Source organism: Pseudomonas sp. JE3303 (assembly GCF_056312565.1).
This window is the reverse complement of the sequence record NZ_JBWGIF010000013.1, coordinates 1-24,052: the sequence shown is the minus strand read 5'-3', so window position 1 is coordinate 24,052 and position 24,052 is coordinate 1. Positions and strand designations below refer to the sequence as shown.

23 protein-coding genes and 2 pseudogenes are annotated in these 24,052 nt (G+C 61.6%); 18 read left to right on the top strand and 7 right to left on the bottom strand.

The window, feature by feature from the left end; genetic code table 11:
* Positions 1 to 219 precede the first annotated feature (219 nt).
* On the bottom strand, positions 220 to 1,782 hold the full coding sequence (norR, locus tag AC0ZZU_RS18520) for a nitric oxide reductase transcriptional regulator NorR (RefSeq protein ID WP_476342632.1): 1,563 nt from the start codon (positions 1,780 to 1,782) through the stop codon (positions 220 to 222).
* 156 nt (positions 1,783 to 1,938) lie between these two features.
* Between norR and hmpA the strand changes: the two genes are divergently transcribed.
* The 11 genes from hmpA to AC0ZZU_RS18465 all read left to right on the top strand — a co-directional run bounded on the left by hmpA (position 1,939) and on the right by AC0ZZU_RS18465 (position 12,176).
* On the top strand, positions 1,939 to 3,117 hold the full coding sequence (hmpA, locus tag AC0ZZU_RS18515) for an NO-inducible flavohemoprotein (protein WP_476342631.1): 1,179 nt from the start codon (positions 1,939 to 1,941) through the stop codon (positions 3,115 to 3,117).
* Between the two features lie 264 nt (positions 3,118 to 3,381).
* Positions 3,382 to 3,888: a disulfide bond formation protein B gene (locus AC0ZZU_RS18510; protein ID WP_476342629.1), complete on the top strand. Its 507-nt coding sequence runs from the start codon at positions 3,382 to 3,384 to the stop codon at positions 3,886 to 3,888.
* 558 nt (positions 3,889 to 4,446) lie between these two features.
* Positions 4,447 to 5,394, top strand: coding sequence for a ubiquinol oxidase subunit II (cyoA, locus tag AC0ZZU_RS18505; protein WP_476342628.1), 948 nt, complete (start codon positions 4,447 to 4,449; stop codon positions 5,392 to 5,394).
* A 3-nt stretch (positions 5,395 to 5,397) separates the two neighbouring features.
* A complete protein-coding gene (cyoB, locus tag AC0ZZU_RS18500; protein ID WP_476342626.1) occupies positions 5,398 to 7,416 on the top strand; it encodes a cytochrome o ubiquinol oxidase subunit I in 2,019 nt (672 codons plus the stop codon).
* Between the two features lie 3 nt (positions 7,417 to 7,419).
* Positions 7,420 to 8,043: a cytochrome o ubiquinol oxidase subunit III gene (cyoC, locus tag AC0ZZU_RS18495; protein ID WP_476342625.1), complete on the top strand. Its 624-nt coding sequence runs from the start codon at positions 7,420 to 7,422 to the stop codon at positions 8,041 to 8,043.
* Positions 8,043 to 8,375 carry a cytochrome o ubiquinol oxidase subunit IV gene (gene cyoD, locus AC0ZZU_RS18490; protein ID WP_476342624.1) on the top strand — a complete coding sequence of 111 codons (333 nt, stop codon included), beginning with the start codon at positions 8,043 to 8,045 and terminating at the stop codon, positions 8,373 to 8,375. Before cyoC ends, cyoD begins: the two co-directional genes overlap by 1 nt.
* A gap of 11 nt (positions 8,376 to 8,386) precedes the next feature.
* Positions 8,387 to 9,274 (top strand): heme o synthase, encoded by an 888-nt coding sequence (cyoE, locus tag AC0ZZU_RS18485; protein WP_476342622.1) that lies wholly within the window; start codon positions 8,387 to 8,389, stop codon positions 9,272 to 9,274.
* 151 nt (positions 9,275 to 9,425) lie between these two features.
* Positions 9,426 to 10,634: an alanine transaminase gene (alaC, locus tag AC0ZZU_RS18480; RefSeq protein WP_324121786.1), complete on the top strand. Its 1,209-nt coding sequence runs from the start codon at positions 9,426 to 9,428 to the stop codon at positions 10,632 to 10,634.
* 153 nt (positions 10,635 to 10,787) lie between these two features.
* A complete protein-coding gene (locus AC0ZZU_RS18475) occupies positions 10,788 to 11,162 on the top strand; it encodes a YkgJ family cysteine cluster protein (RefSeq protein WP_476342620.1) in 375 nt (124 codons plus the stop codon).
* A gap of 52 nt (positions 11,163 to 11,214) precedes the next feature.
* Positions 11,215 to 11,763: a hypothetical protein gene (locus AC0ZZU_RS18470; RefSeq protein ID WP_476342618.1), complete on the top strand. Its 549-nt coding sequence runs from the start codon at positions 11,215 to 11,217 to the stop codon at positions 11,761 to 11,763.
* 41 nt (positions 11,764 to 11,804) lie between these two features.
* Positions 11,805 to 12,176 (top strand): lysozyme inhibitor LprI family protein, encoded by a 372-nt coding sequence (locus AC0ZZU_RS18465; protein WP_476342616.1) that lies wholly within the window; start codon positions 11,805 to 11,807, stop codon positions 12,174 to 12,176.
* Here the strand turns inward: AC0ZZU_RS18465 and mnmH are convergent.
* Both mnmH and selD read right to left on the bottom strand, forming a co-directional pair.
* Complete coding sequence (gene mnmH / locus AC0ZZU_RS18460; protein ID WP_476342615.1) at positions 12,160 to 13,287, bottom strand: tRNA 2-selenouridine(34) synthase MnmH; 1,128 nt, start codon at positions 13,285 to 13,287, stop codon at positions 12,160 to 12,162. The two genes, AC0ZZU_RS18465 and mnmH, sit on opposite strands and share 17 nt — an antisense overlap.
* Positions 13,287 to 14,321, bottom strand: coding sequence for a selenide, water dikinase SelD (selD, locus tag AC0ZZU_RS18455; RefSeq protein ID WP_476342613.1), 1,035 nt, complete (start codon positions 14,319 to 14,321; stop codon positions 13,287 to 13,289). Before selD ends, mnmH begins: the two co-directional genes overlap by 1 nt.
* A gap of 124 nt (positions 14,322 to 14,445) precedes the next feature.
* Between selD and AC0ZZU_RS18450 the strand changes: the two genes are divergently transcribed.
* Genes AC0ZZU_RS18450 through phnE form a run of 4 tightly spaced genes read left to right on the top strand, consistent with a single transcriptional unit; the run spans position 14,446 to position 17,676 of the window.
* A complete protein-coding gene (locus AC0ZZU_RS18450) occupies positions 14,446 to 15,300 on the top strand; it encodes a putative selenate ABC transporter substrate-binding protein (protein WP_476342611.1) in 855 nt (284 codons plus the stop codon).
* The gene (locus AC0ZZU_RS18445) at positions 15,297 to 16,091 is read left to right on the top strand and encodes a phosphonate ABC transporter ATP-binding protein (RefSeq protein WP_476342609.1); all 795 of its coding nucleotides are present in this window, start codon (positions 15,297 to 15,299) and stop codon (positions 16,089 to 16,091) included. Before AC0ZZU_RS18450 ends, AC0ZZU_RS18445 begins: the two co-directional genes overlap by 4 nt.
* The gene (locus AC0ZZU_RS18440) at positions 16,085 to 16,912 is read left to right on the top strand and encodes a PhnE/PtxC family ABC transporter permease (protein WP_476342608.1); all 828 of its coding nucleotides are present in this window, start codon (positions 16,085 to 16,087) and stop codon (positions 16,910 to 16,912) included. The genes AC0ZZU_RS18445 and AC0ZZU_RS18440 overlap by 7 nt, the downstream gene beginning before the upstream one ends.
* Positions 16,909 to 17,676 carry a phosphonate ABC transporter, permease protein PhnE gene (phnE, locus tag AC0ZZU_RS18435; RefSeq protein ID WP_476342607.1) on the top strand — a complete coding sequence of 256 codons (768 nt, stop codon included), beginning with the start codon at positions 16,909 to 16,911 and terminating at the stop codon, positions 17,674 to 17,676. The genes AC0ZZU_RS18440 and phnE overlap by 4 nt, the downstream gene beginning before the upstream one ends.
* A 9-nt stretch (positions 17,677 to 17,685) precedes the next feature.
* On the opposite strand, the gene AC0ZZU_RS18430 is transcribed toward phnE, so the two are convergent.
* Positions 17,686 to 18,579 (bottom strand): bestrophin family protein, encoded by an 894-nt coding sequence (locus tag AC0ZZU_RS18430; protein WP_476342606.1) that lies wholly within the window; start codon positions 18,577 to 18,579, stop codon positions 17,686 to 17,688.
* A 272-nt stretch (positions 18,580 to 18,851) separates the two neighbouring features.
* Here AC0ZZU_RS18430 and AC0ZZU_RS18425 point away from each other — a divergent pair, with 272 nt between their 5' ends.
* The 3 genes and pseudogenes from AC0ZZU_RS18425 (at position 18,852) to AC0ZZU_RS18415 (ending at position 22,263) form a co-directional block, all read left to right on the top strand.
* The gene (locus AC0ZZU_RS18425) at positions 18,852 to 19,898 is read left to right on the top strand and encodes a diguanylate cyclase (protein ID WP_476342604.1); all 1,047 of its coding nucleotides are present in this window, start codon (positions 18,852 to 18,854) and stop codon (positions 19,896 to 19,898) included.
* Between the two features lie 167 nt (positions 19,899 to 20,065).
* Positions 20,066 to 21,346 (top strand): annotated as a pseudogene (locus tag AC0ZZU_RS18420) (DUF3300 domain-containing protein).
* A 32-nt stretch (positions 21,347 to 21,378) separates the two neighbouring features.
* The gene (locus AC0ZZU_RS18415; RefSeq protein ID WP_476342832.1) at positions 21,379 to 22,263 is read left to right on the top strand and encodes a DUF2950 domain-containing protein; all 885 of its coding nucleotides are present in this window, start codon (positions 21,379 to 21,381) and stop codon (positions 22,261 to 22,263) included.
* 27 nt (positions 22,264 to 22,290) lie between these two features.
* Here the strand turns inward: AC0ZZU_RS18415 and AC0ZZU_RS18410 are convergent, their stop codons facing one another.
* From AC0ZZU_RS18410 to AC0ZZU_RS18400, 3 genes and pseudogenes are all read right to left on the bottom strand, one after another.
* Positions 22,291 to 22,965, bottom strand: a complete 675-nt coding sequence (locus tag AC0ZZU_RS18410) for a MarC family NAAT transporter (RefSeq protein WP_476342603.1) — start codon at positions 22,963 to 22,965, stop codon at positions 22,291 to 22,293.
* Positions 22,966 to 22,998: 33 nt separating this feature from the next.
* On the bottom strand, positions 22,999 to 23,577 hold the full coding sequence (locus AC0ZZU_RS18405) for a hypothetical protein (RefSeq protein WP_476342601.1): 579 nt from the start codon (positions 23,575 to 23,577) through the stop codon (positions 22,999 to 23,001).
* Positions 23,578 to 23,850: 273 nt separating this feature from the next.
* Positions 23,851 to 24,052, bottom strand: a pseudogene (locus tag AC0ZZU_RS18400) (hypothetical protein); the annotation flags it as partial.

Below are 24,052 nucleotides of genomic sequence, written 5' to 3'. Positions count from 1 at the left end.
AGCCGTGCATGTAACCCGACAAATGGTAAAGCCAGGGTTACAGCTGTGTAACGCTGGCGTTACACACGTTCAGGGAGGTATAGCAAAGCTGACCCGAAGGACCAGTTTGTAAGGCGCGCGAAATAAAGTGGTGTCAGGTAAATGGGGGGCAGTCACGGGCGATGGCGTGCGTTGAATTCTTCAGTGTCTTTGCTGCCGGAGCGCCGTCCTCATGCTGTTTCAGCGTAACCCGAGCCGTTTCGCCAGCCGGCTCAGGTTCGCCCGATCGATGTCCAGCTCACGCGCCGCAGCCGCCCAATTGTGCTCATGGCGAGCCAGGCACGTTTCGATCAACTGCCGTTGATAAGCGTCCGTCGAGTCCCGCAGGTTTCCAGGCGCCAGAGAGACGATTGGGTCGGATTGCACTTCGCGCGGGGCGACCGGCAGTCCATTGCGCAAATCCAGATCTCCCGCTTCAAGCGTCAGGATGCGCGGGCGCGCTGGGTGCTGCCCAAGGGCCTTCAGGGCCGAACGGCCGATCAGGTGCTCGAGCTCTCTCACATTGCCCGGCCAGTCGTATGCCAACAGGGCCGACTGTGCATCGGCACCCAGGCGCAAGCTGTTCAAGCCCATGCGCGAACGGTTCTGCTCAAGGAAGAAGCCCGTCAGCAGCAGCACATCGCGGCCGCGTTCGCGCAGCGGCGGTACCTGCAAGGGGTAGACGCTGAGCCTATGATAGAAGTCCGCGCGGTAGCGGCCGTTGCGGACTTCCTCGGCAAGGTCGCGGTTGGTGGCGGCGATCAGGCGCACATCCACCCGGTGTTCACGGTCGGAGCCCAGGCGCTGCAGCTGTCCGCTCTGCAGCACCCGCAGCAGCTTCGCCTGAACGGACAGCGACAGCTCACCCACTTCATCGAGAAACAGCGTGCCGCCATTGGCCAGCTCGAACTTCCCCCGGCGCTCGACATGAGCTCCAGTAAAGGCGCCGCGCACATGGCCGAACAGTTCACTTTCCACCAGAGTATCGGGCAGGGCCGCGCAGTTCAGGCTGATCAGCGGCTTATCGGCCCGCCCACTCGCCAGGTGCAGGGCCTGGGCCACCAGTTCTTTGCCGACACCGGTTTCGCCGGTGATCAGCACCGTCAGGTCGCTGCTGCCGACCAGTCGGATTTCTTCGATCAGACGCTTGTGGGTCGGACTCTGGCCGATCATTTCCTTGTGCTGCTGGCCGCTTGCCTGGCGGTAGACCTCGGCACGCTGGCGTTCATCCTCGGCGCTCAGGGCCAGGCGATCGATCCGCTCGGCTACCGTGACGGTGGCCGCTGCCAGGCTGGCGAAAGCTTGCAGGGCATCCAGCTCCAGTGCCTGGAACTGCCCTGGTGTCAGTGCATCCAGCGTGACCAGGCCCCAGGGTTGTTCATCCACAAACAGCGGGCAGCCCATGCAGTCATGCACCTCCAGATGCGGTTGGCCGCCCTCGGTCAGGCCCTCCACCAGGCCGTCGTAGGGATCGGGCAGGTCACTGTCGCTGGCAAAGCGGGTGGGCTCGCGATGGCTGAGCAGGATCTGGAAGCGTGGATGCTCACTGACTCTGAAGCGTCGGCCCAAGGTGTCCGCTGACAGGCCGTCGACCGCCAGCGGGACCAGCCATTCGCCATCGAGTCGCAGCAATGCCGCCGCGTCGCACGGCAACAGGCCTCGCATGGCCTGCAGCAAGCGGCGATAGCGCTCGTGCTCGGGCAGGTCACGGGACAGATCGCTGACCAGAGGCAGCAGGGCGGTGAGCAGTGGCTTTGCAGTCATAAGGACTCCTGTTGGTCATCATGACTATATAGCAGCCAGTGTCGATTTGACTTGATCCAAGGCAAGAGCCTGAATTTGCTGGAAATAGGATCTGGCACGAATACTGATATAGCCAGGGCAGTCTTTTCAAAGCCCCAAGGCTCAGGAGTTGCTGCAATGCTCAATGCCCAACAACGCGCGATCGTCAAAGCCACCGTTCCTCTGCTCGAAAGCGGCGGTGAAGCGCTGACCACCCACTTCTACAACATGATGCTCAACGAACACCCTGAAGTGCGTCCACTGTTCAACCAGGCCCACCAGGCCAGCGGCGCACAGCCGCGCGCGCTGGCCAACGGCGTGCTGATGTACGCCCGTCACATCGATCAGCTCGAACAGCTGGGCGGGCTGGTCGGGCAGATCATCAACAAGCATGTGGCGTTGCAGATCCTTCCGGAACACTACCCGATCGTGGGCGCCTGTCTGCTGCGCGCCATCGAGGAAGTGCTGGGCAAGGAGATTGCCACGCCCGAGGTTATCGAGGCCTGGGGCGCGGCGTACCAGCAGCTTGCCGACATTCTCATCGGCGCTGAGGAGGAGTTGTATCGCACCAAGGCCGAGAGCACTGGCGGCTGGCGCGGTACCCGCGAGTTCCGGCTGGTGCGCCGGGTGGAGGAGAGCAGCGAGATCGTCTCTTTCCATTTCGCTCCGGTCGATGGTCAAGCGGTGCTCAAGGCAGAGCCTGGCCAATACATTGGCCTTCAGCTGTTCATCAAAGGAGCCGAACAGCGCCGCAACTATTCCCTGTCGGCGCTGTGCGCGGGCGATGAGTACCGCATCAGCGTCAAGCGCGAAGCGGGTGGCAAGGTTTCGAACTACCTGCATGAACAATTGAAGGTAGGCGACACGTTGCAGTTGTTCCCGCCGGCGGGTGACTTCACCTTGACGCCCAGCGGCAAGCCACTGGTGCTGATCAGCGGCGGCGTAGGTATCACCCCGACCCTGGCGATGCTTCAAGCGGCGCTGGGCAGCGGCCGGCCGGTGCGATTCATCCATTGCGCTCGCAACGGCGGCGTGCATGCGTTCCGCGACTGGGTCGACGCCCTGGCCGCGGGTCATCCTCAGCTCAAGCGCTTCTATTGCTATGCCGAGGATGATGGCAGTGTGCAGCCAGACGCCGTGGGCTTGCTCAGTCAGGAGCAACTGGGGCATTGGCTGGGACAGGAGCGGGATGTGGATGCCTACTTCCTGGGTCCCAAAGGGTTCATGGCTGCGGTGAAGCGCCACCTGCGTGAGCTGGGTGTGCCGGAGAAGCAGAGTCGCCATGAGTTCTTCGGGCCTGCCGAGGCGTTGGCGTAACCACCAGGCCCGTTCCGTGACATCACTGTCTTGTCACGGAACGGGCCGCAGCATGGCAGAATCGTGCTTTCCTCCCAGGTTTAATCCTTCTTTAATCACTGTATCCTTCACTGCCGGGCGTCATCCCAGTGCGGCCCCCGCCGCATTTTTTCTGCCCGGGACGTTGAACCGGTGCGGGGCAGTCATGTCTGAGACCTGCGGATAGTCCCGCGCAGGGGCACTGCCATCGCCTGGCGCAGCCACTATCCATCGAAGGAAACGGCAATGATCGAACAAACATCCCGCCTGAACAGGGAAAGGCGCTTTCTCGTGCTGCTGGGCGTGATCTGTCTCGCGCTGATCGGCGGGGCCCTCTACATGCAGGTCGTGCTTGGCGAAGCACCTTGCCCGTTGTGCATCCTGCAGCGCTATGCATTGCTGCTGATCGCAGTGTTCGCGTTCATTGCCGCGGCCATGCCCGGCCGGCGCAGCCTGACCCTGTTCGAGGGGCTGGTCGTGCTCAGCGCCGTGGGCGGAATCGTTGCGGCGGGCAACCATGTGTATATACTCGCCAACCCCGCAGTCAGTTGTGGCATCGATACCCTGCAACCGATTGTCGATGACCTGCCTCTGGCGCGGGTCTGGCCGCTGGCCTTCCAGGTCGATGGCTTCTGCTCGACGCCCTATCCGCCGGTACTGGGTCTTTCCCTGGCGCAATGGGCACTTGCGGCGTTTGTTCTGACAGCCGTCCTGGTGCCTCTGGGCATCTACCGGAACCGCCGTCGGACTTAGACCAAAGTCCCGACTTGATGCAAGCCTGTCCTGTAGTCTACCGACTGCCAGAAGTCGCTCCCCAGTTCATCCCGACCCCCAGCAAACCCTTGCGGCAAGCGGGTTCCGCGCTTGCCGAGCAGGGTGCGACAAACTGTCGCGAAGCTGATTTTTTGAGCAGCATTGTTACATATCCTGTAAAGGACTGTTGCTCAATAAGTCATAGTCAAGGGTTGGCGACCTATCTACAATCGCCCCCAATTTCCGTTCGGCACTGCTTGCGAGTCGCAGGATTAAAGGGGGCCAAGGCTCTTTTTTGCTGACTTCGACAAGTATCGCCCACGGCGATACCGGGCGGACTTCCCTCCGCGATTTTCCGCACCAAACGGACTTGGTCTGAAATCAGGCCTCTGGCCTTCGAAATCTGCAAAAGTACCGTAGACCCGCTCGATGCCCTGCTCCTTGCAGTCGGAGGCCAGGCATGAGCGATTCGCCCCAAATGCTGACGCTTGGCAGGACGAAGTGTTGGCGACCAAAACACCAAATTGCATTGAAGCAAGCTGATCTAGAGGTCGTGAGATGAGTAAAAAGCGTTACCCCAGACTGTTTGGCATTCTGCCCTTTTTAGGCATGCTTTTACTCAGTGGGTGCAACTGGACCCTGCTCGACCCGAAGGGCCAGGTCGGCATTGAGCAAAAGAACCTGATCCTGATCGCTACCGGGCTGATGCTGCTGGTGGTGGTGCCGGTCATTATCATGACCTTGGCATTCGCCTGGAAGTATCGTGCTTCCAACAAGGCAGCCACCTATACCCCGGACTGGTCGCACTCCACCAAGATCGAAGCCGCCGTATGGGCCATCCCGGTGCTGATCATCATCGCCCTGGGCTATGTCACCTACAAGACCACCCACTCGCTGGACCCGTATCGCCCACTGGATTCCGATGTGAAGCCGGTGCTGATCGACGTCGTGGCGCTGGACTGGAAATGGCTGTTCATCTACCCGGAACAGGGCATTGCCACGGTCAACAAGATCGTCTTCCCGGCCAATACCCCGGTCAACTTCCGCGTGACCTCCGATTCCGTGATGAACTCGTTCTTCATCCCGGGCCTGGGCGGCCAGATCTACGCGATGGCGGGCATGACCACCAAGCTGCACCTGATCGCCAACGAAAACGGTGTGTTTGACGGTATTTCCGCCAACTACAGCGGCGCCGGCTTCACCGGCATGAAGTTCAAGGCCACTGCTACTTCCCAGGCTGATTTCGAGGCATGGGTCAACGAAGTCAAGCAGTCGCCGAAGACGCTGAACAAGGCCGAATACGAAGCCTTGATCAAACCAAGCGAAAACAACCCAGTAATGCTGTACAGCGAGGCATCGGCCGACACGTTCCAGTCCATCGTCGACAAGTACGAAGGCATGAACCGTGGCAAGCCTGTCGTCCACGAAGAAGCAGGCAGCAAGGATCTGGCCACTACCGAAGGTGTGGACTCGAGTAAGCAACCAGCTGCCGGGGCAGAGGAGTAAGAGATGTTCGGTAAACTAAGTCTGGAGGCGATACCCTTCCACGAGCCGATAGTTATGGTGACACTTGCCATAATCGCGCTCGGCGGGATCGCTGTTGCCGGTGGTATCACCTATTTCCGCAAGTGGAACTACTTGTGGAGCGAGTGGCTGACTTCGGTCGACCACAAGAAAATCGGCGTGATGTACATCATCGTCGCGATGGTCATGCTGCTGCGCGGCTTTGCCGACGCCATCATGATGCGCAGCCAGCAGGCGCTTGCCACCAGCGGCTCCGAAGGCTACCTGCCGCCTGAGCACTATGACCAGATCTTCACCGCCCACGGTGTGATCATGATCATCTTCATGGCGATGCCGTTCTTCACCGGCCTGATGAACCTGGCCCTGCCTCTGCAGATCGGTGCACGTGACGTTGCCTTCCCGTTCCTGAACTCCCTGAGCTTCTGGTTGCTGGTTGCTGGCGTGATCCTGGTCAACCTGTCCCTGGGCGTCGGCGAATTCGCCAAGACCGGCTGGGTTGCCTATCCGCCTCTTTCGGGCCTGCAATACAGTCCCGGGGTCGGTGTCGACTACTACATCTGGGCGCTACAGCTATCAGGTCTAGGGACAACGCTGACAGGCGTCAACTTCCTCGTCACCGTGATGAAGATGCGTGCCCCTGGCATGAAGCTGATGGACATGCCGATCTTCACCTGGACCTGCACCTGGGCCAACGTCCTGATCGTCGCTTCGTTCCCGATCCTGACTGCCGCTCTTGCCTTGCTGACACTTGACCGTTACATGGACTTCCACATTTTCACCAACGAGCTTGGTGGGAATCCGATGATGTACGTCAACCTGTTCTGGGCATGGGGTCACCCTGAGGTGTACATCCTGATCCTGCCGGCGTTCGGCGTGTTCTCGGAAGTCACTTCGACCTTCACCAGCAAGCGCCTGTTCGGCCACCACGCGATGATCTACGCATCGGGTGCGATCGCCATCCTGGGCTTCGCGGTCTGGCTGCACCACTTCTTCACCATGGGCTCTGGCGCCAGCGTCAACACCTTCTTCGGGTTGGCGACGATGCTGATCTCGATCCCGACGGGTGTGAAGCTGTTCAACTGGCTGTTCACGATCTACCAGGGCCGTCTGCGCTTCACCGCGCCAGTGCTCTGGACCCTGGGCTTCATGGTCACCTTCTCCATCGGTGGCATGACCGGCGTATTGCTGGCCGTACCAGGTGCTGACTTCGTACTGCACAACAGCCTGTTCGTGATCGCTCACTTCCACAACGTGATCATCGGTGGCGCTGTATTCGGCTACATCGCAGGCTTCGCGTTCTGGTTCCCGAAAGCGTTCGGCTTCACCCTGAACGAGCGTTGGGGCAAGGCTGCCTTCTGGTTCTGGATCTCCGGCTTCTACGTGGCCTTCATGCCGCTGTACGCGCTGGGCTTCATGGGCATGACCCGTCGCCTGAACCACACCGACAACCCACTGTGGGAACCCTACCTGTACGTAGCCGTCTGCGGCGCCGTGCTGATTGCCTTCGGTATCGCATGCCAGCTGATCCAGCTGTACGTGTCGGTGCGCGATCGCAACGAGAACCGCGACGTGACCGGCGACCCATGGGGCGGCCGTACCCTGGAATGGTCGACTTCGTCGCCACCTCCGTTCTACAACTTCGCCACCATGCCAGAGAAAGTCGGCCTGGATGCCTGGCACGAAGCCAAGGAAGCGGGCGTCGCCTACAAGGTTCCGGCCAAGTACGAAGCGATCCACATGCCTAACAACACGTCGACCGGTGTGTTCATGGGCCTGCTGCTGGCGGTATTCGGTTTTGCATTCATCTGGCACATCTGGTGGCTGGTGGGCGCGAGCCTGGTAGCAACCATCGCGGTCTTCGTTCGCCACGCTGCACGTGACGACCAGGGCTACATGGTTCCGGCCGAGGAAGTGGCGCGTATCGAAGCTGAACACCAGAAGGCCCTGCGCCTGGCTGGCGTCGCTACCGGTGGCGCCCGTGTCGAATCGTTTGAGCGGGTTTAATCAATGTCCAGTCAAGTAATCAACGCTGGTGCTCATGGTCACGACCATGGGCACGATGATCACCACCACGACTCGGGTCAGAACACCGTACTGGGGTTCTGGCTGTACCTGATGACCGACTGCATTCTCTTTGCGTCGCTCTTCGCTACCTACGCGGTGCTGTCCGGCAGTTTTGCCGGCGGCCCGTCGGGTCATGACATCTTCGAACTGCCCTTCGTGGCTGTCGAAACCGGCCTGCTGCTGTTCTCCAGCATCACCTTCGGTTTCGCCATGCTGCAGATGTTCAAAGGCAACAAGGCCGGTGTCCTCGGCTGGCTGGCGGTCACCTTCCTGTTCGGTGCCGGCTTCATCGCGATGGAAGTCTACGAGTTCCATCACCTGATCGAGGCTGGCTTCGGCCCGCAGCGCAGTGGTTTCCTGTCGGGCTTCTTCGCCCTGGTAGGCACCCACGGTCTGCACGTGACCTGCGGCCTGATCTGGATGGCGATCCTGATGTACCAGATCAACAAGCACGGCATCACCGCGACCTCCAAGACGCGCATGAGCTGCCTGAGCCTGTTCTGGCACTTCCTGGACGTAGTCTGGATCTGCGTATTCACCGTCGTCTACCTGCTGGGGGTTCTGTAATGGCCAATGCACACGACACTCATCACGAAGGCAATCACGGCAGCGTGAAGTCGTACATGATCGGCTTCGTCCTGTCGGTGATCCTGACCGCGATCCCGTTCGGCCTGGTGATGTTCCCTAGCCTGCCGAAGGACCTGACCATCATGATCGTGGTCGCGCTCGCCGCGATCCAGGTTGTCGTCCACCTGGTGTACTTCCTGCACCTGGACCGTTCGAAAGAGCAGCGCTCGAACGTCTCGACCTTCCTGTTCACCGTGATGGTCATTGCACTGTTGGTCGGCCTGTCGCTGTGGATCATGTTCAGCATCCATACTTCGATGATGGCCAAGTGAGGTAAGACCGCATGTCCGTTAAGCACTTTATCCAAATCACCAAACCGGGGATCATTTTCGGTAACGTGCTTTCCGTGGCAGGCGGCTTCTTCCTTGCTGCGCAGGGGCATGTCGATTTCGCCCTGTTCCTGGCGGTGGTGATCGGTACTTCTCTGGTGGTGGCGTCCGGTTGCGTGTTCAACAACTGCATCGACCGTGACATCGACCAGAAGATGGAACGTACCAAGAACCGCGCCATGGTGATGGGCGACATGTCACTGCCCGTAGCGCTGGGCTACGCCACCCTCCTGGGGGTGGTCGGCCTGGGTCTGCTGTACTTCAAGGCCAACCCGTTGGCGGCCTTGTGCGGCCTGATCGGCTTTGTCATCTACGTGGGTTTCTACAGCCTCTGGCTGAAGCGCAAATCGGTGCACGGCACCTTGGTCGGCAGCCTGTCGGGTGCCATGCCTCCGGTGATCGGCTACTGCGCCGTGAGCAACAGCTTCGACCTGGCGGCAGTGACCCTGCTGGTGATGTTCAGCCTGTGGCAGATGCCGCACAGCTATGCGATCGCCATTTTCCGCTTCAACGATTACAGCGCTGCCAAGATTCCGGTCCTGCCGGTGGCGCGCGGTATTCTCGCGGCGAAGAAGCAGATCCTGCTGTACATCCTGGCATTCGTGCTGGCGACCCTGATGCTGACCCTGGGCGGCTATGCCGGTCTGGGTTACCTGGCAGTTGCTGCCGGCATGGGCCTGTACTGGCTGTACATGGCCTGGGGTGGCTACAAGGCCGAAGATGACAGCAAGTGGGCGCGCAAGGTATTTGGCTTCTCCATCCTCACCGTCACCGCCCTGAGCGTGATGATGTCGGTGGACAGCCAGACCGCTGGCGAAGTGCTGATGACGTACGCACGCTGACAGTTGCCTGTTGTACAAGAACGCCCCGGCTTGCCGGGGCGTTTTTTTTTGCCTTTACAACCCACACCCTGCGCATTTATCTTCTTCCTCGGCCACCGCAGTGGCCAACGTCGCTCGGACGGTTCCGGGCGCTTACGTCTTCGAGGAAATCATGGCCAACCCAGGTTCGCCGCGCCGCTTTGCGCGCATCGATCGTCTCCCCCCCTACGTCTTCAACATCACCGCCGAACTCAAGATGGCCGCGCGCCGTCGTGGCGAGGACATCATCGACCTCAGCATGGGTAACCCCGACGGCGCCACGCCGCCGCATATCGTCGAGAAGATGGTGCAGGTTGCCCAGCGTGAAGACACCCACGGCTATTCCACCTCCCGGGGCATTCCGCGTCTGCGCCGCGCTATCTCGCGCTGGTACCAGGACCGCTACCAGGTCGACATCGACCCCGAAAGCGAAGCGATCGTTACCATCGGCTCCAAGGAAGGCCTGGCGCATCTGATGCTCGCCACGCTCGACCAGGGCGACACCGTGCTGGTGCCCAATCCCAGCTACCCGATCCATATCTACGGTGCGGTCATCGCGGGTGCCCAGGTGCGGTCGGTGCCGCTGGTACCGGGTGTGGACTTCTTCAACGAGCTGGAACGGGCGATCCGCGAATCGATCCCCAAGCCGAAAATGATGATCCTGGGTTTCCCTTCCAACCCCACGGCCCAATGCGTCGAACTCGACTTCTTCGAACGTGTGGTGGCGCTGGCAAAGCAGTACGATGTGCTCGTGGTTCACGACCTGGCCTACGCCGACATCGTCTACGACGGCTGGAAGGCCCCGTCGATCATGCAGGTACCCGGCGCCAAGGACATCGCGGTGGAATTCTTCACCCTGTCCAAGAGCTACAACATGGCGGGCTGGCGGATCGGCTTCATGGTCGGCAACCCGGAGCTGGTGAACGCCCTGGCGCGGATCAAGAGCTACCACGACTACGGCACCTTCACCCCGTTGCAGGTCGCGGCCATCGCGGCGCTCGAAGGTGACCAGCAATGCGTGCGCGACATCGCCGAGCAGTATCGCCAGCGCCGCAACCTGCTGGTCAAGGGGCTGCACGAGATGGGCTGGATGGTCGAGAACCCCAAGGCCTCGATGTACGTCTGGGCGAAGATCCCCGAAGCCTATGCGCACCTGGGGTCGCTGGAGTTCGCCAAGAAGATGCTGGCCGAGGCCAAGGTCTGCGTATCGCCTGGCATCGGTTTCGGGGACTACGGCGACGATCACGTACGCTTCGCCCTGATCGAGAACCAGGACCGTATCCGCCAGGCCATCCGCGGCATCCGGCAGATGTTCCGGGCTGACGGCCTGACGCAGAAGTAACCGCGGCGACGGGGCAGGTCCGGACCACCGGTCTGCCCCCGATCTTTTTCTTCACGACCCCCTTCTCAGCGCCCCGCGCATGCATTACAACTAGCGCCCTGGGCCAGGCCCTCCAATAACGATAAATCCCTTCCCTCTCTCTTCCTTCCAATCATGTCCGAACATAATCCTTGTTTGAACTGCGGCGCCTGCTGCGGGTATTTCCGTGTGTCCTTCTTCTGGGGCGAGTGCGCTTCGGCCGGGGGGGTGGTGCCAGATGACCTTGTGGTGCAGATCAACCCCACGCGGGTGGCGATGATCGGCACCGACAGCAAGCCCTGCCGATGTGTGGGGCTGTCCGGGGAGATCGGCAGCCAGGTCGCTTGTACGCTATACAGTGAGCGATCGAGCCCCTGCCGCGAATTCGAGGCCTCCTGGGTCGATGGCGTGCACAACCCCAGTTGCGACGCCGCGCGCGCCGCCTACGGCATGCCGCCGCTGGAAGCCAACGAGCCGCTCTGGCGGGATGAAGGCGAGCAGGTGGCGTGAGAGGCGAGCGCTCCGGTATGGTCGGTTTTTACCGACCATACCGGAGCCTTGAGTGCCTGCCCGTTACCTGACCGTCAGCCTGCTGTTGTATTTGCTGAGCCTGTGCTTTGACGGCGCGAAGATGACCAACGGCGGGCACATGCCCGCGTTGCAGATGCTGTTGTATGGCGCCTGGGGCGTGCCGTTCGGGTTGTTCCATTGGTTCGCCAATCCGCTGCTGGCGCTGGCGATGCTGTGTCGCCGGCGCTTCAGGCGCCTGGCACTTGTGCTCGGCCTGACAGCGCTTTACCTGGCCTGCGGCACGATCGGCATTGAGCGCCTGCCGGATAATCGCAGTTATGCGTTTCATGACGTCACGGCTCTCGGCGCGGGTTTCTGGCTCTGGCTGTTGTCGATCCTGGTGTTCAGTGCAGGGCAGGGGTGGTGGTGCTGGCAAGTACGCGAGGCGGCCGAGATGCCGCGCTGGCGGCCGCTCGACGGGCTGCTGCTGGTAATCCTGGGCTGTGCCCTTTACGCCGCTACGCAGATGCCTTCGCTGCATTTCGAACCCGGCAAGGCACTGATGCCGCCGGAGTATCGGCAGCAGCCTCGCGTAACATGACTTGCGCTGTTGCATAGATCAGTAACCGAAGGGACTTTCCGATGTTCAATCGATACCTGCTGGCAACCGTGGCTCTCACGAGCATCACTGCCCAGGCTCAGGACTACACCCAATGCATGGACAAGGCCTCCAGTACCTTGGCCATGAGCAGCTGTATCCAGTCTGAAACGCAAGGGCAGGACGACCGCTTGAACACGGTCTACGAACAGCTCATGGCCAAGCTCGACAGCGATTCGCAGAAGCGCCTGCGCGAGGCGCAGCGCAGCTGGATCAAATACCGCGAAGGCAACTGCGGTTTCATGGGCCGGGTCAGCGGCGGCAGCATCGATCGCATCCAGGGTGCCATGTGCGAGCTCGACATGCGCCGCGACCGCGCCGACGAGCTGGAGCGGGTGCTCAACCCCGAGCGCTGACCGGCCGCGGTTGGCGGCGCGCGCGGCCGCGCAGGTACTCGCGGACTTCCACGCGGTCGCCGGCGAACTCGATGCGCTCCTTGTTGGCCTCGCGTTGATACGCGTACATCGGGTCGTAGTACTCGTGGAGCAGCCCTTCGATCCATGCGCGGTGCAAGTCGACCTCGCCCGTGCGCAGCTGCACATCCAGTGCCTGCTGCAGCAGGTCGGCCAGGCGCTGGTAGCGCTCGCCGCCCAGACGCTTGCGGATGTTCACCAGGCTTTGACGCAGGCGGTCGGCGAACAGCAGCGGGCCAGCCTCCAGCCCGTGGACCCCGATGAACTCTGCGCTCAGGTTGACCACGTAATCGCGCAGGATGCGCTCGACCCGATTGCCGAAGCTGTCCTCCAGCCACACCATCGGGTACTGCTTCATGCCCTGGTACAACTCCAGCGGCACCGCGCAGCTGCCCACGATACGGCCTTCGTCCTCGAGCACGAACTGCTCGATGCCGCGTGCGCGTTTCTTGAGGATATCCACCGCCAGGCGGTTCTCGAAATTGATCTGCGCCGGCTGCCCGGTGGCACGCTTGCCGAAGCTCGAGCCACGGTGATTGGCATGGCCCTCAAGGTCCAGCACGTTGTCGAGCTCTTGCAGGACATCGGTCTTGCCGGTACCGGTGAGACCGCCGATCAGCACGAAATCACACGTCTGCACCGCCTCAAGCGTCGCGCCCAGCAGGAAGTTGCGCATCGCCTTGTAGCCACCGATCACCCGGGGGTATTCAATGCCCGCTTCATCCCTGAGCCACTGCTGCACGATCTGCGACCGCAGTCCGCCACGGAAGCAATACAGGTATCCCTGCGGGTTTTCCCTGGCGAAAGCGGCCCACGCCTCGAGGCGCACCTCTTTTTCATGGCCCTGGACCAGTTGGTGCCCCAGCGTGATGGCGGCGGCCTGACCATGCTGCTTGAAGCAGGTACCGACCTTCTCGCGCTCATGGTCGTTCATCAGCGGCAGGTTGATGGCACCAGGGAAGGCGCCCTTGGCGAATTCGACAGGGGCGCGCATGTCCATCAGCGGCACGTCATCGAGAAACAGCTGGCGGTAATCGGTGCAGTCGTCGCGCATCACAGCACCTCGACCGCGTGGCTCTGTCGCTCGACCAGGGTGCCGATCGGGGCAAGCGACAGGCCCAGTTCTGCAGCCACGGCAAGAAACTCCGCTTCACCCTCTCCGGTCACGGCCACCAGCAGGCCGCCGCTGGTCTGCGGATCGCACAGCAGGTGCTTCTGGTCATCGGTCAGGGCGCCCAGTTTGTGGCCGTAGCTGTCGTAGTTGCGCAGGGTGCCGCCCGGTACACAGCCTTCAGCCAGGTAGTACTCGATGCCCGGCAGGCGCGGTACCGCTTCGTACTGCAGGTGCGCGGTCAGCCCGCTGCCTTCAGCCAGCTCGACCAGATGGCCCAGCAAGCCGAAGCCGGTCACGTCGGTCATCGCCAACACCCCGTCCAGCTTGCCGAAACGGCTGCCGGGCGTGTTCAGGGTACACATCCAGTCCCGCGCCAGGCCCTGGTCCTGATCGCGCAGCTTGGACTTCTTCTCGGCCGTGGTCAGGATACCGATGCCCAGCGGCTTGGTCAGGTAAAGGCGGCACCCCGCGACGGCGGTGTCGTTGCGCTTGAGATGGCGCTTGCTGACCACGCCGGTCACCGCCAGGCCGAAGATCGGCTCGGGCGCATCGATCGAGTGACCACCAGCCAGTGGAATACCAGCCTCGGCGCACACCGCGCGGCCCCCGCGAATCACCTCGCGGGCAATCTCCGGGGCCAGCACATTGACCGGCCAGCCGAGGATGGCGATGGCCATCAGCGGGTCGCCGCCCATGGCGTAGATATCGCTGATCGCGTTGGTGGCGGCGATGCGGCCGAAGTCGTATGGGTCATCGACGATGGGCATGAAGAAATCGGTGGTCGAGACCACGCCGCGCTCGTCGTCCAGGGCATAGACGGCGGCGTCGTCGCGTGAGGCATTGCCGACCCACAGCTTGGGGTCCAGCGCTTGTGTGCCGCTTTCGGCCAGGATGACATCCAGCACCTTCGGCGAGATCTTGCAGCCGCAACCGGCGCCATGGCTGTACTGGGTCAGACGGATCGGTTCGCTCATACGTACCTCGGATAATCGTGATGCGCGATTGTAGCAAAGCTGGCCTTTACGCCTACGGCTCTTATAATTCGATCCTGTCGGCAAGACGCCGGCCTTGTCCCTGCTATCGAACCGGAGAATCCACATGTTCAAACGTCCCCTGGCGCTCGCCGCCGGCTTCGTGCTGTCTTGCTCCGCCGTCATCGCCCAGGCCGCCGATACCCTGCGCGTCAGCGCCATTCCCGACGAAGCGCCGACCGAGCTGCTGCGCAAGTTCAAGCCCCTGGGCGCGTACCTCGAGCAGCAGCTGGGGATGAAGGTGCAGTTCGTGCCCGTGGCCGACTATCCGGCGGTGGTCGAGTCGCTGGCCAGCAACCGGCTTGATCTGGCCTGGCTGGGCGGCTTCACTTTCGTCCAGGTGCACCTGAAGGATCCGACCGCCACGCCTCTGGTACAGCGCGAGCAGGATGCGCAGTTCACCAGCAAGTTCATCACCGCCAATCCTGACGTGAAGAGCCTGGCGGACCTCAAGGGCAAGACCTTCGCCTTCGGCTCGATTTCATCCACCTCGGGCAGCCTGATGCCGAGGTACTTCATGCTCAAGAACGACAACATCAAGCCTGAGGACTACTTCAAGCGCATCTCCTACTCCGGCGCCCACGATGCCACCGCTGCCTGGGTGCAGGCCGGCAAGGTCGACGCCGGGGTGCTCAACGCCAGCGTCTGGGACAAGCTGGTCGCCTCCGGCAAGGTCGATACCCAGAAGGTCAAGGTGTTCGCCACCACGCCGACCTACTACGACTACAACTGGACCGTGCGCGGCAGCCTCGACCCGGCGCTGAAAGAGAAGATCAAGAAGGCCTTCCTCGACCTCGACCCGGCGAACCCTGAACAAAAGGCCATTCTCGACTTGCAGGCGGCCAGCCGCTTCATCGAGACCAGCCCGGACAATTACCAAGGCACCGAGGAAGCCGCACGCGCCGCCGGACTGCTCAAGTGAGCATCCGCCTGCTCGGTGCCGGTTTGCGCCACGGCCAGGTACAGGCCCTTAAAGGCGTAGACCTGAGCATCGAAGCCGGCGAGCGTGTGGCGATCATCGGGCCTTCCGGGGCTGGCAAGTCCAGCCTCCTGCACCTGATGGCCACCGCCAGCCGCCTGAGCGAGGGCAGCCTCGAGCTGCTCGGCGAACAGCCCTGGCGGTTGTCCGCCCGCGCCCGCCAGAGCCTGCGCGCGCGGGTAGGGCTGGTGCACCAGGCGCCGCCGCTGCCCTTGCGCCAGCGTGTGGTGACGGCGGTACTGGCCGGCCGGCTAGGGCAGTGGGGCACCTTGCGCGGGCTGCTCAACCTGCTGTACCCGCTGGATGTGCCCGGCGCCCGCCAGGTGCTGACTGACCTGGGCCTGGCCGACAAGCTGTTCGCCCAGTGCGGCCAGCTTTCTGGCGGCCAGCTGCAGCGTGTCGGCATCGCCCGCGCACTGTACCAGCGGCCCAAGGTGCTGCTCGCCGATGAGCCGGTGTCGGCCATGGACCCCGTGCTGGCAGGCCACAGTCTTGCGCTGCTCAACCGCCATGCCCGCGAGCAGGGCGTGACCCTGGTGGCCAGCCTGCATGCCGTCGAGCTGGCGCTGGCGCACTTCCCCCGAGTGGTCGGTATTCGCGAAGGGCAGGTGGCCTTCGACTGTCCGGCGCAGGCCGTGACCCCCAGCCTGCTCGATGCGCTGTACGCCAACGAACAGCTGGCCCCACCGCCCACGCCTGAGACCACGCCGCACGTGCAGATCCCTCGATGCTGAGCCGCGATACCCGTGACCCGGCGGCCCTGCCGCGACTCTTGCTGGCGCTTCTGGCCCTGGCGTTGCTGTGGCCCGGTGTGCAGCTCAGCGAACTCGATCCCAGCGTATTGATGCAGGCTGACAACCGTGCGCAGATGGGCAACTTCGTCAGTGGCTTCTGGCCGCCGGCCCACGGTCCCGACTTTCTCGCGCTGTTGCTGGAAAGCACCTTGCAGACTCTGGCCGTTGCCACCGCCGGCATGGCCCTGGCTTTCGTGATCGCGGTGCCTGCCAGCTTGCTGGCCAGCCGCGCATTGTCGCTGGGCGCTGCTTCACGTGCAGGCCGTGCCGGTTTCTGGTCCCGCGCCGCGCGCCTGCCTGTGCGCGGCTTGCTGATATTCCTGCGCAGCGTGCCGGAAATCGTCTGGGCGCTGCTGTTCGTCCGCGCCGTGGGTCTGGGGCCTACGGCGGGTGTGCTGGCCATCGCCATCACCTACAGCGGCATGCTCGGCAAGGTGTACGCGGAGATCTTCGAGTCGGTCGACCAGCGCCCGGCCCATGCCCTGCTCCAGGCGGGCAGCGGCCGGCTCAGCGGTTTTCTCTACGGCATCCTTCCCAGCGCCGGGGCGGAGCTGGTGTCCTACACCGTCTACCGCTGGGAATGTGCCGTGCGCGCCTCTGTGGTGATGGGCTTCGTCGGAGCGGGTGGCCTGGGGCAGCAGATCGACCTGTCGATGCGCATGTTCGCGGGCGCCGAGGTCGCCAGCATGCTGCTGGCGTTCCTGGTACTGGTGTTCCTGGCCGACCAGCTCAGCCGCGTACTGCGGGGGAGGCTGGCATGAACCGGTTGATCAACCTGCTGTTGGTGTTCGTCATCCTGACTGCCGTCGCGGTTTCCTTTGCCTACCTCAGCCTGGATCTGGAGGCCCTGGTTGGAAATGGCGGGCTGGGGCAGATGGGCGGGTACGCAGTGCGGTTCCTGAGTCCTGACCTGAGTGCGGAGCATCTGCGCGCCGTCTGGCACGGCGCGCTGGAGACTCTGGCGATGTCCGGCCTAGGCACCTTGCTGGCGATGGTCCTCGGCTTGCTTCTCGCCTTGCCGGCCGCCGGCCGTTTCGGCTGGCCGCTGCAAGGCGCCGCGCGGCTGGTGCTCAATGCCCTGAGGGCGATTCCTGAACTGGTGTGGGCGGCGTTGACCGTACTCGCCGCAGGCCTGGGGCCCAACGCGGGCACCCTGGCCTTGGCGCTGCACACTGCGGGCGTGCTGGGCCGCCTGTTCGCCGAAGCCCTCGAAAACGCTCCGCCCGAGCCTGCCGCAGCCTTGCGCTTGCAAGGCGCCAGTCAGGTCAGCGCCTTCTGCTTCGGGACCTTGCCCAACCTCTGGCCGCAGTTGCTTGCCTACAGCCTGTACCGCTGGGAGAACAACATCCGCATGGCCAGCGTGCTGGGTTTCGTCGGCGCGGGTGGGTTGGGGCAGATGCTCTACACCACTCTGAGCCTGTTTCAGGAATCCCAGGCCAGTGCTGTCATCATCGCCATGCTCATTCTGGTGCTGCTTGTGGATGGTCTGAGCGACCTCCTGCGCCAGCGCTACGTGACAGTCTGAGCGCCGCCATCAGCCCACCACCAACCGTTCACATTGTGCATCGCGCTGCATCGACTCGAGATTGCGCTCGATCGTCTCGCAGATCGTATCCATCTGGATCTGATGCTCACTGAACCGGAACGGGCTCTGCAAGTCCGTACCGATCCGCTCGATTGCCAGGAGCATGAAGCCCACCACTGTCGAAGCCAGCGGCGTGAACCAGCCCAGCGTCTCCACCAGGCCTACCGGTACGATCAGGCAGAACAGGCTGATGAACAGCCGTGGAAAGTACACATAGGGATAGGGAAGGGGTGTATTGGCGATCCGCTCCATCCCCCCTTGGGCATTGGACAGGTCGACCATGGTCGACTCCAGCCGGGCAAGGCGAATGGTGTCCAGACGGCCTGCCTTGTACTCCCGGCTCAACATCGCCGCGGAACCGGTCAGGATGTCATTGGCGAAATTGTTGGAGTTGTTGCGCCGCTCGAACTCGTTCGGCGGGATGAATGCCATCAGCTCATCAGGGCACGGTCGGCCCTTCAGGTGCGCCGCCAGGCAATTCACGTAAGCGATATGCCGGCGCAGCAGAGTGGCTTTCACCGGATTGACCCCTTCCTCATCATCGTCGATCAGCGAGAGCACCTGGCGCCCATAACTGCGTGAGCTGTTGACCAGCATCCCCCACAACGTACGCGCTTCCCACCAGCGGTTGTAGGCACTGCTGTTGCGAAAGCTCACCAGTACCACCAGTGCCGAGCCCAGCAGGGTCAATGGCATCAATGGCAAGGTGAACTGAGTGTTGAAGAACAGCATGAATTCGATGGTGACCATCACGTCCCAGACCAGCAGCCAGAACAGCGACCAGCCGATATAACCGAAGGTCTTGACCACCAGGCGGTACTTGCGGGCAATGGCGTCTTTCATAGGTCAACCTCCAGGCGAAGAGCATGAGGTTTCGGACGCCGAGGCGGGCAAGAGGTTCGCTGCGGTTCATCGGTGGGTGTTGCGGGAGGTGTCTGGAATAAGGATTACACGCTGGAAATGCTGGCGGGCTTGCTCACACAATCGACCAGCGGATTTGAAGTTCCATTTTCAGTGATGGCACAATGACACCCACACCGAACCCCAAGGCAGCTTCCTGCCTTGCCGCTGTCCGGTGCATCCAGGACAGCATTGAATTCGGTGACCTTCTCGAAATGAGTGAACGAACAACCAAAGGTCTCACTTTCGCCAAGCGCATGTACGTGCCACGGGCGGTGGGAACGGGGCTGGGCTTTTTCTGTGTGATGGTCGGCATCTGGCCGCTGCAGCCCGGCTGGTGGATTTGGGTGCTGCTGTTCGGACATGGTTTCATCTGGCCGCACCTGGCCTACCAGCTCGCCCGACGCTCCGGCTACCCTCTTCGCGCAGAACAGCGAAACGTGATCGTCGACGGCTTCGCGGGTGGTTGCTGGGCCGGCGTGATGGGCCTTAATCCGCTGCCAAGCGTGATCATCCTGTCGATGATCGCCATGGACAAGATCGCCGCAGGCGGCTGGCCCATGCTGTTCAAGACGTTGTGCGCGCAGGCCGTGGGGATCGGCCTGTGCCTGTTGCTGTACATGCCGCCGCTGTTTCCTGAAACCACCCATGAGCAGATGCTCGCCTGTCTGCCAATCCTGCTGATCTATCCCATGGCGATCGGCCTGATCTGTTACCAGGTTACCGTCCAGCTCACCCAGCACAAACGCACGCTGGCGCGGTTGAGCAAGACTGACAGCCTCACCGGCCTTGCCAACCACGGTGCCTGGAAAGACCTGCTGGTGCGCGAGTTCGAACACTGCCGCCGCAGCCAGCAGCCCAACAACCTCGCCCTTATCGACGTTGACCACTTCAAGCAGATCAACGACCGGTACGGCCACCTGGCCGGCGACAATATCCTGCGCACGCTTGGCGCCACGCTGGCGTCGCATCTGCGCAAGACCGACCTGGTAGCCCGCTACGGCGGAGATGAATTCTGCGTGATGCTGCCTGGCACCACCCCGCATGACGCCCATGAGATTCTCGAGCGCCTGCGCCAGACCGTCGAGACGTACCACGACCCGGAGCTCCCGGAGATGACATTGAGCCTGAGCATTGGTATCGCGCCCTATGGCGATCACTTCGCCGATGCCGATCGTTGGCTGCATGCGGCGGACATGGCGTTGTATGCCGCCAAGAACGCGGGACGCAATACCATTCATCAGACCAGCGCGCCAGGCTGAGGGGCGCTGCAGGCGATAACTTCTGCTGCCTATCCGGAAAACCGACACCTGACGTCTAGCCAGAAATCTGTTTGCTAACATTACCAGGGGCATCAGGTTGGCCTGCTTTCACTTTCTGGCACCGACCCGGTCTTTTCAGGACTGCGTGGCCAGATGGAGGTAAGGCAATGCGTATTTCATTAGCTTGCGCCGTGTCCGCTCTACTGATTCTCGGTGGATATCCTTGCCTGGCGCAGTCAGCGGACGCGATATCAAATGCCGCCGCAGATACGGCGCCCGCTACCGCAGCGGTCAAGGACGCGGTATTCACTCCGGAAAAGCTCGACCAGATGCTGGCGCCCATCGCACTGTACCCGGATCCATTGCTTGCGCAGATACTGATGGCTGCGACATACCCCGGAGAAGTCGCCGAAGCAGTGACCTGGGCCAAAGCTCACCCGGACGCCAAAGGCGATGAGGCAGTCAGGCAAGTGGCAAGCCAGCCCTGGGATCCGAGCGTGCAGGCGCTGGTTGCGTTCCCCCAGGTCCTGGCCACGCTGGGACAGGATCTCGTCTGGGTGCAGCGCCTGGGTGATGCCTTTCTTGCCCAGCCAGACGATGTCATGGGAAGCGTGCAGCGCTTGCGGCGTCAGGCCCAGGCGACGGGCAACCTGCAGAGCAACCAGTACCAGAACGTTACGGTCCAGTCGCCGCCGGTCACGGCCCCCAGCAGCGCGCCCACCATCGTTGTCCAGCCCGCCGATCCGCAGGTGGTGTACGTACCCAGTTATAACCCGACCACCGCCTACGGCAGCTGGTCCTATCCTGCGTCACCACCTGCGTACTATCCGCCGCCGCCGACCTATTACCCGGGTTCGGCATTGTTGGCCGGACTTGCGTTTGGCACCGGCGTGGCTGTCGTCGCCTCGTTGTGGGGGGATTGTGACTGGGGCAACAACGACATCGACATCGACGTGGAGCGCTACAACAACATCAATCGCAACACTCAGATCACCAGCACTCAAGGCAAGTGGCAGCACAACGCCGTTCATCGCGACGGCGTTCCCTATCGAGACAGCCGCAGTCGTGAATAATATGGCCGACAACTGAACGGTGCGAATCAGCGTGAGGCCTATCGAGGGGATAATGCCCAACGCGCGCAGGCTCGTGAAAAAGCCCGCACTTCCATGGCCAGGCACGGTGTCGAAAGACCTGCCACCAGTAATCGCCAGGCTCGTGATCAAGCGCGCCAGGTGCAGGCTGCCCCCAAACGAGCGCCCGCCAGCCGAAGCAGCGCCCGCAATAACGCATTCGCCGGAGCGCGTGCTCCGTCGCAAGCCAATGCACAAGCTGTTCGCGGCCGGGCCAGCCAGGCATCTGCACAGCGTCCCAGCTCTGCACGGTCAGCCGGCCATCAGATCAGTCGGCCGTCCCAGGGGCCTGCGCGTCAGAGAGGAGGCCGGCGTTGAAAAAACATTCTCGCGTCAGGGCTGTCATGAGCATGCTGCCCAGTGCCGTGGCGATAACTGCTGGCTTGGCAGGGTCGGGCAGCGTTACCGCGCAGCAGACATTCGGGACGCCGGAAAAGGCTGCTCAAGCGTTCGTCGAAGCACTGGGCACGGAGCGGGCCGATGAGGCTCGCCTGGCTGAACTGCTGGGTGCCGACTGGCGCATGTTTATTCCGCGAGGCGGCGTGCAGCGAAGTGATGTAGATGCATTTCTGAAGCTATACCGCGAGCAACACGACATTCAAAAGCCCAGCGAGCGCAAAGCGGTCCTGTCGGTTGGGAGTGATCACTGGACACTGCCGATACCCATGATGAAAGCCAAGAGCGGTTGGCAATTTGACATCAAGGCCGGCAGCGCGGAAATCCGTGCACGGCGAATCGGCACCAATGAGCTCGCTGCAGTGCAATCGGTACTGACCTATCACGACGCCCAGATGGACTATGCGTCAGTGGACCGTAATGGTGACGGCGCACTCGAATATGCGCGGAGGATCTTCAGCACGCCCGGCAAGCACGACGGACTGTACTGGGAGGAGGGCGGCAGTGAGCAGCTCAGTCCATTGGGCCCTTTGTTCGGTAACCTCATTGCTGGCGAGGATTGGCACGGCTACCACTTCCGTATCCTCGAAGGTCAAGGTCCTTCAGCGCCTGGCGGTGCCTACAGTTACCTCATCGACAACAAGATGAGCCGGGGGTTCGCACTGGTCGCCTGGCCTGAAAAATATGATGACACCGGCGTGATGAGTTTCATGATCAGTCATGAAGGACAAGTGTTCGAGAAAGACCTGGGGCCCAGCACGCAGGCAGTGGCGCAGTCGATGAGGCGCTTTGATCCGGATGACAGCTGGACGGAAACTACCCTGGATCAGCAGCAGTGACTCATAGGCCAAGGCAAGTGGAGCGTGCTAGAGAGGCCGGGCCAGATGAAGGTTGTTATTGATAAGGGTCTGCAATATTTCCAGTGAGCCGTTGATGGCAAATTGCGCACCCATGCATACCAGCAGGAAACCCATCAGGCGGGATATCGCATCGATGCCCGAATCCCCCATTGCCTTCATGATGATGTTCGAGCTGCGTAGGCATACCCAGAGGACAAGCGACGTAAGCAGGAAAATCAGCGGAGGCGCTGCCACCAGTACCCACGCAGGGAAAAGCGTGCTGTGTTTGATCGTGGCGGCGGAGCTTATGATCATCGCGATTGTCCCCGGTCCTGCGGTGCTTGGCATGGCTAACGGGATGAAGGCAAAACTGGCTTGTTCCTGTGCAGGGGTCTTGAGAGAAGAGGGTTGAAGAGGCTGCGGGAAAAGCATCTTCAATCCCATGATGATCAGGATCCCGCCTCCCGCCATGCGCAAGCCGGGAATGGAAATATTGAAGACCTCCATGACGACCTCGCCGATGTAGTAGCTACAGGCCATGATGAGAAAGACATAATAGGATGTCAGGAGCGCTTGCCTGCTCTTCTCTCTAGGACTCAGTCCTTTGCTGAGGGCGAGAAACAGCGCCACGCTCGTGGGAGGATTTGTCAGAGGCAGCAGAGCCAGCAGCCCAAGGCCGACGGCGTTGAATAGATCACTCATATCAAAACAGTCCCCGCTGGCCAGTCCGCGTTGCTAGCGTGAGGTTTTGACCTTCAAGACTTCGGTATAGACAGCGTTGACTGTCTGACCAACCTGGAGCTTTTTCATACGCTCCTGCAGCTCAGGGTCCTCCACCTTGAGGACACTCACTTTTCCCTCGGGAGGAAGCAACATCACCTCATGCTTTTTCAGGTCAATGTGAGTGATCTTGGACGTGACCTTGACCTGGCGTACCGCTTCTCCGCCTGGATGCGGGTTGTCCCTGGCGGCGCGAATGGTCATTGATTCGTCGCTGACACCCGGTGCACCCTCCACATTGGTGTCAAGCACATAGGCAACCGAGCGAATAACATGGATCTCGACCTTGTCCCCTACTTTCAGGTTGGGCAGGGCCTTGGCTTCATCCGTGAGCTGAACAGGTACGGGGCGTTTGTCCGGGCCTTCCAGCGTGACCTGATAATTTGCCGGATCAACGGCCAGCACACGCGTGACCATTCGGCCTTCCATCGCATGACTGCCCAACGGCACGTCCGCGGCACGCGCTGTGAAGCCAGCGGTGGACATGATTGCGACAACAGCAATAGCGCAAGTACGGAGGTGGCTGGGTTTCATGGGCTTGCTCTCCACTGGATGGCTAACAAGCCAGCACGACGGATCTGGGGACAGATCGCTGGCACATGGGAGAAAGCATAGACAGTTGTTGCAGATGTGCATGAGTGGAATGGGCTGCTGGTGATATTGATGACCGCCGCCATGACCACCGGAGGGAAAAGAATTTACCGGTAGGGGTTGACCACCATTTCCAATACTGTATTATTCGCCTCCCGCTAGCAGCGATGCAGCGAGTCAAGTGTTTGAAGTTAAACAGCTTTCTGGTTAAAAACTTCAAAATAAACGCTTGACAGACTTAGAGGAAAGCGTAGAATGCGCACCTCGGTTCAGCAAGCCAAGCGCTTCGGGCCAACCGCTCTTTAACAATTGAATCAAGCAATTCGTGTGGGTGCTTGTGAGTACGGACTGATAGTCTGCAAGATTATCAGCATCACAAGTGACCACATGAGCAATCATAGTAGTCATTTGAGATTGC